The sequence below is a fragment of the Lysinibacillus sp. UGB7 genome (genome assembly GCF_049058285.1).
GTDB classification, from domain to species: Bacteria; Bacillota; Bacilli; order Bacillales_A; family Planococcaceae; genus Lysinibacillus; species Lysinibacillus sphaericus_B.
Genome location: NZ_JBMGUV010000016.1, coordinates 67,081 through 83,639, shown reverse-complemented (window position 1 = coordinate 83,639; position 16,559 = coordinate 67,081). Strand labels below are relative to the sequence as shown.

The following is a 16,559-nucleotide window of genomic DNA, read 5'->3' as shown; positions in this document are numbered from 1 at the left end:
ATTATTATCCTAAAAATCAACGAACTTCAAACTTATTATTTGTATTTTTTTGTTTTAATTAGTCTTAACGAGTTAAAAACCACAAGTAATGTAGCACCCATATCTGCAAAAATGGCAATCCATAACGTTAACCATCCTGGGATAACGAGTAATAAGGCGATTAATTTTAATGCCAGTGCAAAAATGATATTTTCTTTAATAATGCGTAATGTTTTTCTACTTAAATCAATTGTATACGGCAATTTCGTTAAATCATCACCCATTAAAGCAATATCTGCGGTTTCCAAAGCTGTATCCGTGCCCGCACCGCCCATTGCGATACCTACATTGGCCGATGCTAAGGCCGGCGCATCATTTACTCCATCTCCGACCATAGCTACAGCTCCATACTTAGTGCGTAATTCTTTAATTGCTGTTAATTTTTCTGCTGGCAGTAACCCCGCTCTTACATCACTCATACCAAGAGCAGTAGCAATGGCTTCTGCTGTAGGTTTAGCATCCCCTGTTAACATGACAGTATGCTTCACTTTTAATGTTGTTAGGTTTTGCAGTACACTTTTACTTTCACCACGTAATTGGTCAGCGATTCCGATAATGCCGATGAAATGATGGTCACTAACAACGGCAACAACTGTTTTACCTTGCGCTTGCAATTGATTGGCTTGTTCTTTTGTAGCTTCATCTACAGCTGTTAAAGTGGAAATCCATTTCAAACTCCCGACAGAAACCTTTTTGCCCTCAATTGTCGCAAAAGCCCCTTTTCCTGTCACCGATTGGAAATCAGTCGGTTCTAACTCAGTTAAACCTTTTTCATGTAACGCAGTTAAAATTGCTTTCGCTAGTGGATGCTGCGATTGCTTTTCAACGGCTGCAACAAGTTGTAGCACACTGTCCTCTGTCATATTACGGTGCGTGAATATGTCTGTTACCGCTGGTTTCCCCTTCGTTAAGGTACCTGTTTTATCGAATGCCACAGCTTCAATATGACCTAATTGTTCTAAATGGACGCCCCCCTTAATGAGCACACCCTGCCTTGCTGCATTTCCGATAGCTGTCACGATGGCAACTGGTGTCGAGACAACTAGCGCACAAGGGCAGCCAACAACCAGCACCGCTAAACCTTGATAGATCCAATGCTGCCAATCGCCTATAAACAATGGTGGAATAACAGCAACAAGGAAGGCAACCATCATAATCGCAGGTGTGTAATATTTAGCAAAGCGATCAACAAATTGCTGTGATGGTGCTTTTTCTGCCTGTGCTTCTTCTACTAAATGGATGATTTTAGCAATAGTTGTATCTTCCACACGCTTGGTAACACGGACTTCTAGTGCACCTTCCTCATTCAATGTTCCAGCAAATACTTCGTCATCTTTTGATTTATTAACAGGTATCGACTCGCCTGTTATAGCTGCTTGATTGACTGCTGATAGTCCTCTTATTACAATCCCATCCATGGCGATTTTTTGACCCGGCTTGACTATTAAAATATCACCGATTTCAATTTCTTCAGTTGGTACTTCCATCTCATGGAAATGCTCACCGTGAGCACGTTTGATAGTCGCTGTTGCAGGGGCAATATCCATAAGTTGTCGAATCGATTGGCGCGCTTTATCCATAGAGTATGCCTCAAGTGCTTCACTGACAGCGAATAGGAAAACTACAACCGCCGCTTCTTCCCACTCACCAATAATTGCAGCTCCAATTACAGCAATCGTCATCAGCGTTTTCATATCAAATTCGAAGCGTGCTAAATTACGGAATCCTGTTTTAAAAATGCCAACGCCACCTACTAAGATTGCTACGATAAACATGCCAATTGCAAAAGGATCTGTTTCTCCACGCATTGTTACCAAGACATACCCAAGTATTACAAATAACAATGCAATACCAGCTAAAATATTTTCCGTTTTTTTATAAAACGACGTTGATTTTTCAATTGAACTTTTTGGCGATTGCGATACTTTAATGCCATCAAATGCACCTGCTTCTTCAATTTGATCGACGTTTATCTCACCAAACACCGTTATTTTGGAAGCTCCAAAATTAACTTGTGCATCTTCTACCTCGGGAATAGCTTTCACATTTTTCTCAAATTTTGCCGCACAGCTGGCACAGGATAAGTTTTGCAAACGGTATTCTTGCTTAGTTGGTGTCGCTGCCATCGTCAATCCCCTCTTTCGCATGTTCATAAGCAATCGTGACAATTTGGTATACATGTTCATCGGCTAAAGAATAGTACATTTGCTTTCCCTTGCGATACGATTTCGCTAGACTGTTATCTTTTAAATAGCGTAAATGATGCGATGCTGTTGCTACAGATGATCCGATAATTGTGGCAACATCACAGACACATAATGCATCTTCTACCGTTAGCGCATAGGCAATTTTCAATCTTGTTTCATCAGATAAAGCCTTTAAAAATTTGGCTACACCCGATAAATCTGGCATTTGTTGCTGTACTTTCGTGACCGCTTCCTCATTTACATGTGTTATTTCACATATTTCTTTCGGCATTTTTTCACCTCATTCAAATGTTCGTTTGATTGTTTTCAATATATCATAGTACTCCATCATATTCAAACAGACATTTGAATGTATATGATTACTATCACGGAATTATACTTAAAGTTCTACTCTGACTCTTACAAAAAAACAGCACACTAAATAGTGCGCTGTTCTTCAATATTATTGTGCCTTTAATAACAATGTCTTCCCCTTAATCTCTTTGTTCTTTACAAAAGTTTCATGATAATTCCCAATTGCCCAATCCTCCACTTGGTCTTGATACCACTTCGATTTAACATGACCACTCTGCCCTGGACCAACGATATGATAGGCTGAGTTCAAATCACTTACATCCGCTATAAATCGCCAGGAAGCTCCGTGATCTACATTGCCATCTAGGTCATCATCGGCCGCCTGTACAGTGACTTTCGAACCGCCAATCGGTACCTTTTTAGCATTAAAGTATTTTGCTAGTATTGGTGACGCGCTTCCTAACGTGTGATCAAATGTAAGTTGATGGAAATCTCCCCATTGCCACTTGGAAGGTTTCTTGCCGAAACGCTCTTCAATTAGTGCTATCGATCGTTCTAATGCTTCATATACAGCTGCATCCACACCACCCTGTTGTTCAATCCAAATACTCTTCTCGCCTGCATATGCTTTTCGCAATAGCTGATCCGTTATATTGTATTTACCAGCCATCAGATTATACATATCTAGAGGCATTTCATCTTTAAAGAGTACTTCCTGCAATTGTTCCATTAGCGTATGGAAGACAAGTGGTGCGCTCGAATCTTTTGTATCCACCATATCCCATTCTTCCAGTAAGGCAATGACTTCTGCATATTTTTCATCCTGATCTTTTGCTTTTAACGACGTTAATAAATCTGGTAAAAACTCACGTGCATATAAATTATGTTGATCCATTTGTAAATTCATCATGTCTTCTACTGTTAGCGAATCATTGGCTTCTAACACTTCTTTAATACGCTCATAACGATACGGCTGTGCCCAGAAATCCGTTATATGATAAGGGTACTCCTCGCCGATAACTTCATTATTTGCAGTCGCAATAAATCCTTCCTTTGGATTTACGACTGTTGGTAGTTCATCCCATGGGATAAAGCCTTCCCATCCATAGTCACTTGAATCACCCGGTACGGGTAACTGGCCTTCTCCCTGCCTGCGAATCGGAATTTCACCATTTGCTTTATAGGCAATTGTGCCATCCTTAGAGGCAAAGATAAAGTTTTGCGCGGGTGCCTTAAAGTCTTCTAATGCCTTTTCAAAGTCATCCCATGAATTTGCCTTATTAAAGCCAAGTATCGCTCGCAGTTCTGCCGTAGATTGCAAAGCGGTCCATTGCATAGAAAACTGTGCTGATGGTTCCGTATCTTTAAATGCTAAATCGGTCATAATTGGCCCATGTCGTGTGACAATAACATCAAAATCTACTGTCTTTCCATCCTTCACCTTGATTGATTCATTACGTACCTCGGCCTGCTCCCACTCGCCATCATATTTGAACTGTGTTGGATTATCTGGATTCGGTATTTCAATATACAAATCTTGTACATCTGGACCTACATTTGTTACCCCCCAAGCAATATCATCGTTATGTCCTAAAATAATGCCAGGGATGCCTGCAAATATGACTCCACTAACATTTTGTTCAGGTGACTGAAGATGCATTTGATACCAAATAGATGGCGTGCTTAAACCTAAGTGTGGATCATCTGCTAAAATCGGAAAACCTGACTTTGTTTTATCGCCTGATACAACCCAGTTATTACTGCCATTAAATTCATTCGGCAATAGGTCAGCGTCAAATTGACCTGCTACCGCTACAGGGTTTGCTATGTTTGCCTCAATAATTGATGACGCGTTGTCAGGATACTTTATAAATAATTCCTTTGCCTTGTCTTCGTCGAAATGTTGTAAAGCCCAGTGACGGAAAGCAAGTGTATTCCAATTACCCCCTAAATCATATGCCATATATTTACCAATCGTTAGCGAATCTACAACGGACCATTCTTCCGGCTCATAACCTAGTAATGCGAATTCATAGCTTAATGTATTATTTTCCTTTGCCTGCTTAATAAAAGCGTTTACTCCTTCTGCAAACCATTCGAGTACCTGCTTGCTTTCTTCATCATAAGCAGCTAACGATTTTTCTGCTGCATCACGTAAGCTAAACGTACGGAAATGTTTGTCCGTATTAATTGTCGCCTCACCAATCACTTCTGATAATCGACCACTTGCCTGTCTACGCGCTAAATCCATTTGAAACAGTCGATCCTGTGCCTGAACGTAACCTTGTGCACGATATAAATCCGCATCTGTCTCTGCTAATATATGGGGAACTCCCTTATCATCCCTGGTAACAGTTACATCCTGATTAAGCACACTTACTGCAAGATCCCCTTCAATAACGGGCTTTGATTTATTCATAAACCATGTAAAGCCAATAAAGACTACGATTAGTGCAATTGCTAAAAAGCCAACAACACCAACGAGCCATTTTTTCCATATCTTTTTTTTCACAACGACAAACCCCCTCTTAAGCAATATATTCTTTAGCAAGCTTTGTAAATCCTTTTCAACAAGATAAAAGCTGATTTTTCTAGCGAATTTCGTTGTTTTTTAATAGAAAATCCCCTTGATATATAGAAACCCAAAATCCCACTGTACATAAAATAGTAGATAGTAAATTATTTCCTGTACTACAGAAATATAAAAAAAATCGCATTTCCCACTGGAAGTACGATTTCTTCTTAGATATTAATAATCGAGTTGTAATTCAATTGGACAATGATCACTACCCAAAATATGCGAATGGATTGTCGCAACGTCAATTTGTTCTTTCAATCGTTCAGATACAATAAAATAATCAATGCGCCAACCAATATTTCGCTCACGCACTTTATTCATATAGGACCACCATGTATAATGATCCGTCTCATTTGGATGCTTGAAGCGGAAAGAATCTATAAATCCACTTGCTAAAAGCTCGGTCATTTTAGCACGTTCTTCATATGTAAACCCTGAATTGCCAATATTTGATTTTGCATTTTTTAAATCTATGTCCGTATGTGCGACGTTCAAATCTCCACAGTACACGATAGTCTTTTTAGCATCAAGTTCTTTTAAATACAGGGCTAAACGGTTCTCCCAATCCAGGCGAATGGGTAATCTCGCTAAATCACGCTGCGAATTCGGTGTATAGACGTTAACTAAATAAAAGTTTTCATATTCTAACGTAATTATTCGTCCCTCTTCCTGTGACTTATCTTCACCGACACCATAATGTACTGAAAGAGGTTTATGTTTTGTAAAAATAGCTGTACCTGAGTAGCCCTTTTTCACAGCATAATTCCAATATTGTTCATAACCTTCTAGTGAAAGCTCAACTTGTCCCTCTTGACACTTCGACTCCTGAATACAGAAAAAGTCTGCATCTACTTCATTGAAGAAATCTAAAAAGCCTTTGCTCATGCAAGCGCGGATTCCATTGACATTCCATGATATAAATTTCATAGTTTTGCACCCCTAGAAAACGCCCCTCGCCTTTAGCGAAGAGCGCCATGTATAATTTTCTTATATATCGTCGCCGACTATTTTCACTTCAGTTTCTAAGTCGATGCCATACTTTTCTTTGACCGCCCGTTGCACCATTTGAATAGTTGCAATGTAATCAGTGGCCGTTGCATTTCCTTTATTCACGATAAAGCCCGCATGCTTGGTCGATACTTCTGCACCCCCCACGCCTTTTCCCTGCAGACCACTATCCTGTATAAGCTTGCCTGCGAAATGACCTGGAGGACGTTTAAAGACACTACCAGCAGATGGGTATTCTAATGGCTGTTTAGATTCACGCTGGTACGTTAAATCAGCAATTTTCGCGTCAATTTCTTCCTGAACGCCTTGCGTTAACTGAAATTCCGATGACAGTACATAATAACCCTTCTTAGCAATGATACTTTTGCGGTAGCCGAGTTCTAGTTCTTCTTTTGATAATATTACAATGTCGCCTTCTTTTGTTAAAACTTTAGAAGAAATAATAATATCCTTAATTTCACCACCATATGCACCTGCGTTCATCGCCATAGCTCCACCAATGGAGCCAGGAATCCCACATGCAAATTCAAAGCCTGTTAGGGATGCGGTTGCTGCCAGCTTGGACACGTCCTTAATGAGGGCACCACTTTGTGCATGTACATAATCACCGTTAATGTGAATTTCATCTAGATGTGCAAATGTGACAACTATTCCACGTAAGCCGCCATCACGGACGACCATATTGGAGCCATTACCTAGCATTAATAATGGAATATTATTTGTATGAGCATAGCGAATAACAGCTGCCGCTTCATTCTCCGTTTCAGGTAGAACAAACACATCCGCCTTGCCACCTAATTTTGTCATTGTATATTGTTGTAATGATTCGTCTAACTTAATATTGGCTGGATTAATGGTTTGCGCTAAATCCGTCGCCCATTGTTCTTTTGTCATGAGAGCTAATTCCTTTCTAACGTCCTTCTTACTTACACTAGTATGGATTTAGAACCTCGATTTGACAAGTAAAATGAAGGGTAATTTTCCCGCATTAACGGGCAGTAAGATACCTTTTACATAGCTACTTCATAACGATTTAAAAATACATAGTCATTCTAACTGCCCGTAAATGCCCGATTCGTTCAACTAAACCATCAATGATAAAATTGATATCACTGATGGCAGTGTTTATAACCAGCCACTTGCCCAAGTTTCAATATTGCGAATAGCACCTTCCAACGCTTGACCTTTATCCGTTAAAGAATATTCTACACGCACTGGTACCTCTGAATATACTTTTCGTTCAACAAGCCCTTCTTTTTCAAGCTCCTTTAAACGTTCTGATAATAAACGACCACTTACAGGTAATGCAGACTCAATTTCATTGAAGCGTTGGGGGCCGTCTAATAATTGATATAAGATTAGTCCTGTCCAGCGTTTACCGATTAAATCCATAGCTTTAGCTAAACGAGGACATAAAGTTGTCTCATTCATATTTTTCACCTCTTATGTATTCTATTGTAACGATTTCTTAAGTAAAAGTAAATTTTAAGTAACTTATTTACTTGACGTAATTTGTTTACTATTTTATATTTAATTACAAAAAGTAACTTTAAGTTTGGAGGATATTTCTTATATGTCTTTTAAAATTGATACAAAATTAGAGCTTGAGCATTTACACCTAGGCTTTTTATTTGAATGATCCGGAGGGTAACGGCATAGAAATTTACCGTGACCGCCATCGTTCTGAATGGATAAGTGATGGTAACGGTGGCCTTGTTACAGGAACAGAGGGAGTCGATATAGAAGATATAATGGCTCATTATGACCGCCATCGTCCATGGGTAGGTTTCCCTAAAGGCACTGTACTAGGTCATATACACCTAAATGTGAGCGTGTTAAATATACAACAACTTACTTCTATATAGATGCACTTGGTTTCGATATTATGACTAGCTTCCATGATAGTGCGCTATTCATTTCCGCTGGAGGCTATCATCACCATATCGCAGTAAATACATGGCAAGGAGTCGGAACACAAGTACCACCAGAACAAACAACAGGTTTACTAAGTTACACGTTTTCACTTTCTTCTCAGGCAGAATTTCAAAAGCTTATAGCCAATTTGAACAAGCATCAAGTGAAATATACATTAGATAATAGCCGCTTAATTGTTTTGGATTTTAATAATGATGCCATGAATTTTTACGTTCGATAGTATTTTTAATAATTATAAATATTCACAAAGCACACTATATTTAGTGTCATATTTTATCTCTTTTACTAAAAACTCATTGAACTAACAAATTTTTTAATTTATTATTCGTGTAAGATGCTGTTTTTAGGGGGGACCTTCCAATGAAAAAATATGCTATTGATTATAGTCACTCAACGATCGGTTTTTCCGTTCGACATATGATGATATCGCAAATTCATGGAACTTTTGAATCTTATCATGCCGAACTTGCCGTGTCCGATATTGTACAAATACAAGATGCCAAGATATCATTCTCGCTCATTGTTGCCAGTGTTTCGACCAAAAATTTTGATCGTGATGTTCACCTTGTATCACCTGATTTCTTTGATGCTGATGTCTATCCGAAAATTCACTTTGAGTCTACATATATTGAAAAACTGGAAAATAACAAATTTGCTATTCACGGAGATTTAACGATTAAAAACATTACGAAGGCCGTCGTCTTCACAACCGTTTACATTGGAAGTAGCATGAATCCATGGGCACAAGAAGTACATGGATTTCAATCAAGATCAAAAATTGACCGTAGAGATTTTAATTTAGTATATAATGCACTCCTCGAAACAGGCGGTGTATTAATCAGTGATGAAATTGATATAGTAGTAGATCTTGAAATAAATCTACTTTAACAGCTTGAGTCTTTATGAATAGGAGGTTGATTAATGCTATGGTTTGATGGCTTTAATTTTGCATCGATTTTTATTTCGATAATCTTTATCATGGTCTTTGGAACATTTGCATTTGTTATCATTAACGGCGTCAGACAATGGTCTAAAAATAATGCAGCACCGGTTTTAACCGTGCCAGCTAGAATCGTAACAAAGCGTACAAATACAAGGGGCGGTAGCGGCAACTCTGGTGCGCACACTTCTTACTATGTAACTTTTGAAGTACAGAGTGGTGATCGTATAGAGTTAAAGCTAAATGGTAGTGAATATGGACTGTTGGCAGATGGCGACTTTGGTTTATTAACATTTCAAGGAACTCGTTTTCAAACATTTGAGCGACACAAAAAGGAGAGCAGCGATTGATATCGCACTCTCCTTTTTGCTATTTATTTGATTAAATATTTTCCAAATCCAGCTTCTTCAGCATCACCAAGATACTCTATGTTACTGCCAGCTGGAATGACTTTCTGTGCATCCTTTGCAGAAAGGTAAATAACTTTTGTATTCGCCGGGAATGGTGCAAATGACCAATTGTTGTCCGCAGCAGGATTAATTGTTTTATTTGCCATGATGTAGTCAATCACTGCTTGACGATTTTCATATGCATAGTTTGTTACATTCGAGCCGTCTGTATTTTTGAATGTCGCCCCGTAAGAGCCACCTACACGATAGTTGTTCGTAATGATGATAAACTCTTGGTTCACATCAATCGGTTTACCGTTGTATTGTACATTTTTAATACGATTCGCTTTTTCGTCCACTAACTGACCACGACGATCGTATTTTGCAGGCGATGTCACATCAATTTGATATGTTAAACCGTCTAAAACGTCAAAATTATAAGAACGTGCTTCTGCGTCAATAATATTTTGCTCTTCTGCTTTATTTGGATCAATTGTTGTGAAGATACCTGCAGCCATTTCTAACCATTCGATCGCTTGTGCACCCGTTACTTTGATAGTTGCAACAGTGTTGTCGTAATGATAGATATCTGCCATATTTTTTATGGCAAGTGGCCCTACAGGAATGTTTGTGTAGTCGTCTGGATTATTTCTTGAACCTGCCTTAAAAGGTGCACCAGCAGAAAGGATTGGTGTATTCTCATCAGCCGTACCCTTTAATTCTTTTTCAATATACCATTGTTGTGCTTGTGTCACGATTTGAATCGATGAATCATCTTGAACCATAGAGAAATAGCTGTGTATTGGTGCAGTTGTCTCACCAACAGCTTGGCGGATGTACGTTAATGTACCTTCGTGCGCTTCTTTTATAGCATTTAACACTGTTTGAGATGGTTGTAAGCCTTCTTGTTTAATAGAACGAAGAGCCCCTTGTCCATTTACCACCACCCATTTAGAGCCTTGTTGCTCTAATTTCAAGTCAATAACGCCAAGGTGGCTACCATAACTTCCTGCCATTACTGTAGGAACACCGTTAATCGTTCCTTTTTCTTGATCAACATTTTTAAGATCTTTATAATCACCTGGGAATGTTAGATGTGAGTGACCTGTTATTAAGGCATCAATACCTTCAATAGCAGCAATTTGGTAACCGACATTCTCAGCACCTGCTTCATACGTATCTCCACCAATACCTGAGTGAGAAAGCACAACAATCACATCTGCTCCTGCTTTTTGTATTTCTGGTACCACTTCTTTGATTGCTTCCACAGGTTCTTGCATCTCTACCTTACCTGCAAGATGAATGGCATCCCATTCAACAATTTTCGTAGGTACGATTCCTGTTACACCCACTTTAATAGTATGTTTTTTCCCTGTGTTATCCAGCACTTCTTTATCCATAATTACATAAGGCGTGTACATATGCTTTTTTGTTTTTGCGTCATATGCATTTGCATTAACGACCGGATATTTTGCATCATTTAATACTTCACTTAAGAAATCTAATCCATAGTTGAATTCGTGATTCCCTAAAGTTCCACCATCATATTTCAGCGCATTTAGTGACGCAATAGCTGGATGAACCTCGCCTGGTTTTAAGACGTTTTCTAACGCTTTATATGAACCAAGAGGTGTCCCTTGAATTAAATCACCATTATCAAATAATAATGTATTTGGGTTTTCTGCTCTTGCTTGCTCTATTAAGGCTGCAGTGTTTGCTAAACCGACATCAGCGGATTCAGCATCTAAAAAATAATTATAGTTTGCTAAATTCGTATGAATATCAGTTGTGCCTAAAATTTGAAGATCAACTGTAGTCGCTTTTACAGGCACTTTGTATTCTGCTACAAAGCGTTCTACAATACTTTGCATTTGTTCAGTTGTCACATAGTCACGTGGACGAATTGTATCGTCTTCGAAACCTTGTAAGATATTTGCCGCGACTGCATTTGCTAGGTCTTGCTTATGTGTCTCAGCAATTTTATCTGCATCCTTGAATTTATCTAACTCTGCCAACGATGCCTTTTCAGTTACTAATCCACGTGCAGATATAACAAATGCTTGTTGACGTGTTAATTTATCATTCGGATCAAATGATGTTGCTGTTTTGCCTTTGATAAGCTTTAGTTCTAGTGCTTTTTCAACATAAGGAGCTAACTCCTTTGGTACATCAGTAAAAGCAAGTGTAGAACCATCTCCTAACTCGACATTCAAGCTTTCTACTAATTCTTTCACGTAGTCTCCACGTGTCACATCATTCGATGTAGCGTTTGCAGATAGTCCCCCTGGGAAGACTGTGAAGAGAATTAATAACATTGCTAAAAAATTAGTAATTAATTTCTTATTCATGTAACGACCCCCTTATTAATCTAATATTTTCCTACGGTTTCTATTATATTATACTAACAAGTGATTTAACTGAATATTTAGACCTAATTGTATGTACTTTTAAACTAATAGCACAACACTTTACTAATATATAATATATATTTATTATCTATTAACTATTCACTATCACAGGATGTTTTTTTTTGTAAAATTCTAATAAGTGCACAGTATCAATATGTCAGCCCTTCATTCCTCTACCAGACCTCTACTTAGCCAATAAAAAAAGCCCCCTCAAAACCGAGAGAACTTTTAATAAAAATAAATGATTATGCGTTTACAGTTTGAAGAGATTGCGCAACTTTTTTCACTGCTTCTAAACCAGTTGCAATAATTTCCTGTGCTTTGTCTTGTGATGCATTATGTCCTTCAATAATTACTTCTTCGATAATTTCCATACCAAATACGCCACCTACTACATTTTTGATGTAGTTAACAGACATTTCCATCGGTTGTGCTTCTGGTGCTGAATAGTAGCCACCACGAGCATTTAAAATGATAGCTTTTTTATCATTCATTAAGCTAACTAGTTGACCTTTTTCGCCATATTTGAAAGTGAAACCAGCTTGATATACATAATCAATGAAAGTTTGTAAAGTAGCTGGGATTGTTAAGTTCCAAAGTGGGAAAGCAAAAACTACAACATCAGCTGCAGTTAACGCGTCCATTGCTTTTTGTTTTGCAGCTAAAATGCGTGACTCAATGTCAGTTAATTCTTCGCCGTTTTGTAATTTACCGTAAGCGTTGAATAGATCTTGACCGAAGTACGGCATATCTTCAACGAATACGTCGAAAGTCGTTACATCTACGCCTTGTAGGTTTTCCATGAAAGTGTCATACATTTTTGTTGAGATACCGTCTGGGCGGTTATTTGCTTTTACTACTAATACGTTCATTATATAATTTCTCCTTAGTTTTCCAACATTATTATCTCGAATTCAAGATATATGAATATATTAAAAAACATCTTTTAAAAAGTCAACGCTAATAGTCTCATACTTTTGACTGAAATGCCTACTTCCTTTTATTCACCTTCTAAATTAGTGATGTCGTTTAATGCTGTGCACCACACGCAAAAATACTCAGGCTCACGTTACTCGAGCCTGAGTACCTTTGCATCAGCAGAAGTTTACATCCTACGTTTATTGAGTAAAATTAAAACTCGCAGCTTTCATCAGTACATACACCAGCATTTGAAAAGCCTGTCATCTGCAATCCTGGTTGTAAGCCTTCTTCTTCCGCTACTTTACGTAAAGTGTCTTCAAAAACTTCCTGCGGTTGCGCACCTGAAATGCCATATTTACGATTTATAACGAAAAATGGTACTCCTCGTACACCAAGTTGTAGTCCTTCTTGAATATCTTCCTCAACATCAGAAGCAAATACATCACTAGTAAGAACGTTCTCTACTGCCTTACGTTCAAGACCTAATTGCTCAGCAATGTCAATCAATACGTCATCATGACTAATACGTTTCGCCTCAATGAAGTAGCCATGTAGTAAGGCCTCAACAAGTGCTGGCGCTTTTCCTTGTTGTTGTGCCCACTTTACAAGTCGATGTGCCTTTAACGTGTTTTCTTCCATTAGGTTGTCAAAATTATAGTCCAGTCCTACTTCTTTAGCACGAGCTGCTACACCTTGCGTCATTTCCTTCGCCTTATCTACTGTCATACTGTATTTTTTTGCTAAGGATTCATACGTAGAAACATTCGTATCCATAGGTGTTGTTGGGTCAAGTTGGTAACTTTTATAAACAAGCTCCACCTGACCATCAAAACCCGTATCCTGAAGCGCCTTTTCTAATTGCTTTTTGCCAATATAACAAAATGGGCAAACATAATCTGACCATATTTCAATTTTCATAAATGTTCACTCTCCTTTTGCTACATTGTATCGACACTATACATTCCTAAGCAATTTTTCTGCTTCATTGCATAAATTTTCAAATCAATCTCCATACTGAGCTTAAAAACAATGTGAGGGTTATGTATGACACAATCTCTTTGGCTTGCAACGAGCGAGTCTGTCTCCTTGCCATCTCTAACTGATTCTACTACATGTGATGTTTGTATTATTGGTGGAGGTTTGACTGGACTATATACTGCCTATGTTTTAGCAAAAGCAGGTGTGGATGTGGTACTGCTCGAAGCAAATTCCCATATCAGTCATGGTACAACTGGTCATTCAACAGGAAAATTAACAGCACAGCATGGCTTAGTATACGCAAATATTATGGAAAAACTTTCAGTAGAAGATGCGCGGCTCTATTATCAACTAAATCAGCTCGCTGTTGAGAAAGCCTTACAGATACTGCCCAAGGAATCCATTCAACAAGTAGATTCGTTGCTTTATTGTCAAACGAAGGAAGGCTATAAACAATTATTAAATGAATGGAATGCCTATAAGGTTTTGAATATTAAGGCGAAAATCACCTCAGATACGGAACTACCCTTCTCTATTACAAAAGCACTTAGCATTTCGCAACAAGCGCAAATAAACCCTGTGGCCGTTTGTAACTTTTTAGTGAAAAAGGCATTATCAATGGGTGCAAGATTGTATGCCAACACACGCGTCCAGCAATTACGTCTGCCACAAAATGACTTACATACCGAAAATAATATGTCGGTTCAATATAATAAGCTTATTTTGGGGACGCACTATCCGATTGAGGCCTTCAAAGGTCTACAACTATTTAAACTCTCAAATAGTCGCTCTTATATGGTCGCTAGCAAAATTTCAGATACATTCCATGGGCAATATTTATCGGTCGATTTTCCTTCGCGTTCTATTCGAACTGCAACCATTAATGATGAACACTATATACTACTTGGAGGCGCTAATCATACCGCTGGGCAAACAACAAATACCGAGCCTTTTTATGACGCTATACAAAATGAAATGCAAGAGCACTTCGAACGAGAGCCTCTTTATAGGTGGTCAGCACAAGATATCGAAACACCAGATATGATACCTTATGTAGGCAACATTACACAGTCCTTACCAAATGTCTTCATCGCTACTGGTTATAGAAAATGGGGAATCTCCAATTCTTTTGTGGCGGGAGATTTACTATCTGCGCTTATTACAGGAACACAGGCTGAGGATGGAGCAACTGCACTTTATGCACCTTCGCGTACGAAATTTGGTGCTCAGTTTATGCAAATGCTAAAGGTTGGAGGCTTCGTTGCAAAGGAATTTGTAACAGGCTATGTCAAGCACGCTAACGCACCGACCTGTACACATTTAGGCTGTAAAACAAAATGGAATAATGCAGATGAAACATGGGATTGTCCTTGTCATGGCTCACGCTTTAATGCTCAAGGGGAAGTCCTTGAAGGCCCTGCTGTCTTTCCACTTAAGCTAGAATAGCAAAAAGGGGTGTCTCAAATGACTTTTGAGACACCCCTTTTCTGTATCGATAGCGTAGCGGCAGATACATAGTTGGGCTAAAACCGCTTGTTTTTCAGAGAATATTACTATCTAAATTTCTTATTTTTGACTTATTGGACAACCTTTTTTTATTATTTCAATGCGTCCGTTAATACTGGTACAATTTGTTTTTTACGTGATACAACACCTGGTAATACCACGCGATTGTTCACAAGTTCTGCGCCAAAACCTTGGGCAGCAGCTTGTGCCACTTGCCCAATAGCTACCGCTGTGGAATCATTGTTTAAAATATCCGTTACAACAAAGAAGAATAAATCTAAACCATTTTCAGCAACATTCTTATTTAATAAAATCTCTAACTCTTCTTGACGTCCCAGTACATCATCAATATCGACAGCATTTACTTGCGCAACTACTGATTTATATTCCCCAAATTGGAACTCTTTTGCGTCTAGAGATAAAAGATCTTCTAATGATTTATCTGAAAGGTCTGCGCCAGCTTTAAGCATTGCTAAACCATATTCTGCTACATTAACACCTGCAATTTTAGCTAGCTCTTCACCCGCTTTCACGTCCTGCTCAGTGCACGTAGGTGATTTGAATAATAATGTATCTGAAACGATGGCAGAAAGCATTAAACCTGCAATATTCGCTGGTACCCCTACACCGTTTTCTTTAAAGATTTTATTTAAGATAGTTGCTGTACAACCAACGGGCTCTGCACGGTAATATAATGGATCTGCTGTTTGGAAGTTTGCAATACGATGGTGATCAATTACTTCGGTAATTTGTACTTCTTCAATACCATCAGCTGATTGTTGGAATTCGTTGTGGTCTACAAGAATTACCTTTTCAGTTTCTCCTACTACTGATGTGATTAATCGAGGTGCTGCAAAATCGAATTTATCTAATGCAAACTTTGTTTCGTTGTTCAACTCACCTAGACGTACTGCTTCAGCATTCTCACCAATTTGTTGTTTTAAATAGGCATATACAATAGCAGATGTAATGGTATCTGTATCTGGATTTTTATGTCCAAAAACTAAAACTTTACTCATTGAAATGATTCCTCCTAAATGGCTATTACAATTTTATTTTTATTCTATCATACCTTTTGACATAAAATTATATAAAGTAAAACTTTAATAGGGTTTTTCAATATGTATACTAGCTCATCTTGGTGCCTTATTGAGAGACATAAACTCTAGTATTTCTCCCTTTCAAATATTTTATCTATTTTTTACCATCCATCATTTTACATTTAATATAGAAAACAGGTTTTTACTTAAAATTTATTCAAACAAATAGATATATAGTTGCGTTTTGTTATTCAAGAAACCATAATTTTATGCTATTATCATGTAGTCTATATGTTAGGAAATACAGGAAATGGGG

The 16,559-nt window shown here is 38.1% G+C and carries 15 protein-coding genes; 5 read left to right on the top strand and 10 right to left on the bottom strand.

Annotated elements, in window-relative coordinates; all coding sequences use genetic code 11:
* Positions 1-35 precede the first annotated feature (35 nt).
* From ACOMCU_RS15545 to ACOMCU_RS15520, 6 genes are all read right to left on the bottom strand, one after another.
* On the bottom strand, positions 36-2,165 hold the full coding sequence (locus tag ACOMCU_RS15545; RefSeq protein ID WP_421050614.1) for a heavy metal translocating P-type ATPase: 2,130 nt from the start codon (positions 2,163-2,165) through the stop codon (positions 36-38).
* The gene (locus tag ACOMCU_RS15540) at positions 2,146-2,517 is read right to left on the bottom strand and encodes an ArsR/SmtB family transcription factor (RefSeq protein ID WP_421050613.1); all 372 of its coding nucleotides are present in this window, start codon (positions 2,515-2,517) and stop codon (positions 2,146-2,148) included. Before ACOMCU_RS15540 ends, ACOMCU_RS15545 begins: the two co-directional genes overlap by 20 nt.
* Before the next feature lie 171 nt (positions 2,518-2,688).
* Entirely contained in the window at positions 2,689-5,052 is a 2,364-nt protein-coding gene (locus ACOMCU_RS15535) for a penicillin acylase family protein (RefSeq protein WP_010860346.1), read from the bottom strand.
* Between the two features lie 237 nt (positions 5,053-5,289).
* On the bottom strand, positions 5,290-6,045 hold the full coding sequence (locus tag ACOMCU_RS15530; RefSeq protein WP_010860347.1) for an exodeoxyribonuclease III: 756 nt from the start codon (positions 6,043-6,045) through the stop codon (positions 5,290-5,292).
* Positions 6,046-6,105: 60 nt separating this feature from the next.
* Positions 6,106-7,020 carry a UDP-N-acetylmuramate dehydrogenase gene (gene murB / locus ACOMCU_RS15525; protein ID WP_010860348.1) on the bottom strand — a complete coding sequence of 305 codons (915 nt, stop codon included), beginning with the start codon at positions 7,018-7,020 and terminating at the stop codon, positions 6,106-6,108.
* A gap of 231 nt (positions 7,021-7,251) precedes the next feature.
* Positions 7,252-7,557 (bottom strand): winged helix-turn-helix transcriptional regulator, encoded by a 306-nt coding sequence (locus ACOMCU_RS15520; RefSeq protein WP_010860349.1) that lies wholly within the window; start codon positions 7,555-7,557, stop codon positions 7,252-7,254.
* Between the two features lie 200 nt (positions 7,558-7,757).
* Here ACOMCU_RS15520 and ACOMCU_RS15515 point away from each other — a divergent pair, with 200 nt between their 5' ends.
* The 4 genes from ACOMCU_RS15515 to ACOMCU_RS15500 all read left to right on the top strand — a co-directional run bounded on the left by ACOMCU_RS15515 (position 7,758) and on the right by ACOMCU_RS15500 (position 9,351).
* Complete coding sequence (locus ACOMCU_RS15515; RefSeq protein WP_010860350.1) at positions 7,758-7,991, top strand: hypothetical protein; 234 nt, start codon at positions 7,758-7,760, stop codon at positions 7,989-7,991.
* Positions 7,992-8,011: 20 nt separating this feature from the next.
* A complete protein-coding gene (locus tag ACOMCU_RS15510; RefSeq protein WP_010860351.1) occupies positions 8,012-8,281 on the top strand; it encodes a hypothetical protein in 270 nt (89 codons plus the stop codon).
* 140 nt (positions 8,282-8,421) lie between these two features.
* Positions 8,422-8,949 carry a YceI family protein gene (locus ACOMCU_RS15505; RefSeq protein ID WP_010860352.1) on the top strand — a complete coding sequence of 176 codons (528 nt, stop codon included), beginning with the start codon at positions 8,422-8,424 and terminating at the stop codon, positions 8,947-8,949.
* Between the two features lie 33 nt (positions 8,950-8,982).
* Positions 8,983-9,351 (top strand): DUF2500 domain-containing protein, encoded by a 369-nt coding sequence (locus tag ACOMCU_RS15500; protein ID WP_010860353.1) that lies wholly within the window; start codon positions 8,983-8,985, stop codon positions 9,349-9,351.
* A 23-nt stretch (positions 9,352-9,374) separates the two neighbouring features.
* Here the strand turns inward: ACOMCU_RS15500 and ACOMCU_RS15495 are convergent, their stop codons facing one another.
* The 3 genes from ACOMCU_RS15495 to ACOMCU_RS15485 form a co-directional block, all read right to left on the bottom strand.
* Entirely contained in the window at positions 9,375-11,738 is a 2,364-nt protein-coding gene (locus ACOMCU_RS15495; RefSeq protein ID WP_421050612.1) for a bifunctional 2',3'-cyclic-nucleotide 2'-phosphodiesterase/3'-nucleotidase, read from the bottom strand.
* Between the two features lie 305 nt (positions 11,739-12,043).
* Positions 12,044-12,670 (bottom strand): FMN-dependent NADH-azoreductase, encoded by a 627-nt coding sequence (locus ACOMCU_RS15490; protein WP_010860355.1) that lies wholly within the window; start codon positions 12,668-12,670, stop codon positions 12,044-12,046.
* A gap of 259 nt (positions 12,671-12,929) precedes the next feature.
* A complete protein-coding gene (locus ACOMCU_RS15485) occupies positions 12,930-13,637 on the bottom strand; it encodes a DsbA family oxidoreductase (RefSeq protein ID WP_010860356.1) in 708 nt (235 codons plus the stop codon).
* Between the two features lie 126 nt (positions 13,638-13,763).
* Between ACOMCU_RS15485 and ACOMCU_RS15480 the strand changes: the two genes are divergently transcribed.
* Positions 13,764-15,143, top strand: a complete 1,380-nt coding sequence (locus tag ACOMCU_RS15480) for an FAD-dependent oxidoreductase (RefSeq protein WP_010860357.1) — start codon at positions 13,764-13,766, stop codon at positions 15,141-15,143.
* 152 nt (positions 15,144-15,295) lie between these two features.
* On the opposite strand, the gene ACOMCU_RS15475 is transcribed toward ACOMCU_RS15480, so the two are convergent.
* The gene (locus tag ACOMCU_RS15475; protein ID WP_010860358.1) at positions 15,296-16,222 is read right to left on the bottom strand and encodes a manganese-dependent inorganic pyrophosphatase; all 927 of its coding nucleotides are present in this window, start codon (positions 16,220-16,222) and stop codon (positions 15,296-15,298) included.
* Positions 16,223-16,559: the final 337 nt, after the last annotated feature.

Coding starts and splice junctions, on each gene's coding strand:
- ACOMCU_RS15475 (WP_010860358.1), bottom strand. CDS start 16,222: ATGAGTAAAGTTTTAGTTTTTGGACATAAAAATCCAGATACAGATACC.
- ACOMCU_RS15505 (WP_010860352.1), top strand. CDS start 8,422: ATGAAAAAATATGCTATTGATTATAGTCACTCAACGATCGGTTTTTCC.
- ACOMCU_RS15530 (WP_010860347.1), bottom strand. CDS start 6,045: ATGAAATTTATATCATGGAATGTCAATGGAATCCGCGCTTGCATGAGC.
- ACOMCU_RS15540 (WP_421050613.1), bottom strand. CDS start 2,517: ATGCCGAAAGAAATATGTGAAATAACACATGTAAATGAGGAAGCGGTC.
- ACOMCU_RS15520 (WP_010860349.1), bottom strand. CDS start 7,557: ATGAATGAGACAACTTTATGTCCTCGTTTAGCTAAAGCTATGGATTTA.
- murB (WP_010860348.1), bottom strand. CDS start 7,020: ATGACAAAAGAACAATGGGCGACGGATTTAGCGCAAACCATTAATCCA.
- ACOMCU_RS15495 (WP_421050612.1), bottom strand. CDS start 11,738: ATGAATAAGAAATTAATTACTAATTTTTTAGCAATGTTATTAATTCTC.
- ACOMCU_RS15490 (WP_010860355.1), bottom strand. CDS start 12,670: ATGAACGTATTAGTAGTAAAAGCAAATAACCGCCCAGACGGTATCTCA.
- ACOMCU_RS15500 (WP_010860353.1), top strand. CDS start 8,983: ATGCTATGGTTTGATGGCTTTAATTTTGCATCGATTTTTATTTCGATA.
- ACOMCU_RS15545 (WP_421050614.1), bottom strand. CDS start 2,165: ATGGCAGCGACACCAACTAAGCAAGAATACCGTTTGCAAAACTTATCC.
- ACOMCU_RS15510 (WP_010860351.1), top strand. CDS start 8,012: ATGACTAGCTTCCATGATAGTGCGCTATTCATTTCCGCTGGAGGCTAT.
- ACOMCU_RS15480 (WP_010860357.1), top strand. CDS start 13,764: ATGACACAATCTCTTTGGCTTGCAACGAGCGAGTCTGTCTCCTTGCCA.
- ACOMCU_RS15485 (WP_010860356.1), bottom strand. CDS start 13,637: ATGAAAATTGAAATATGGTCAGATTATGTTTGCCCATTTTGTTATATT.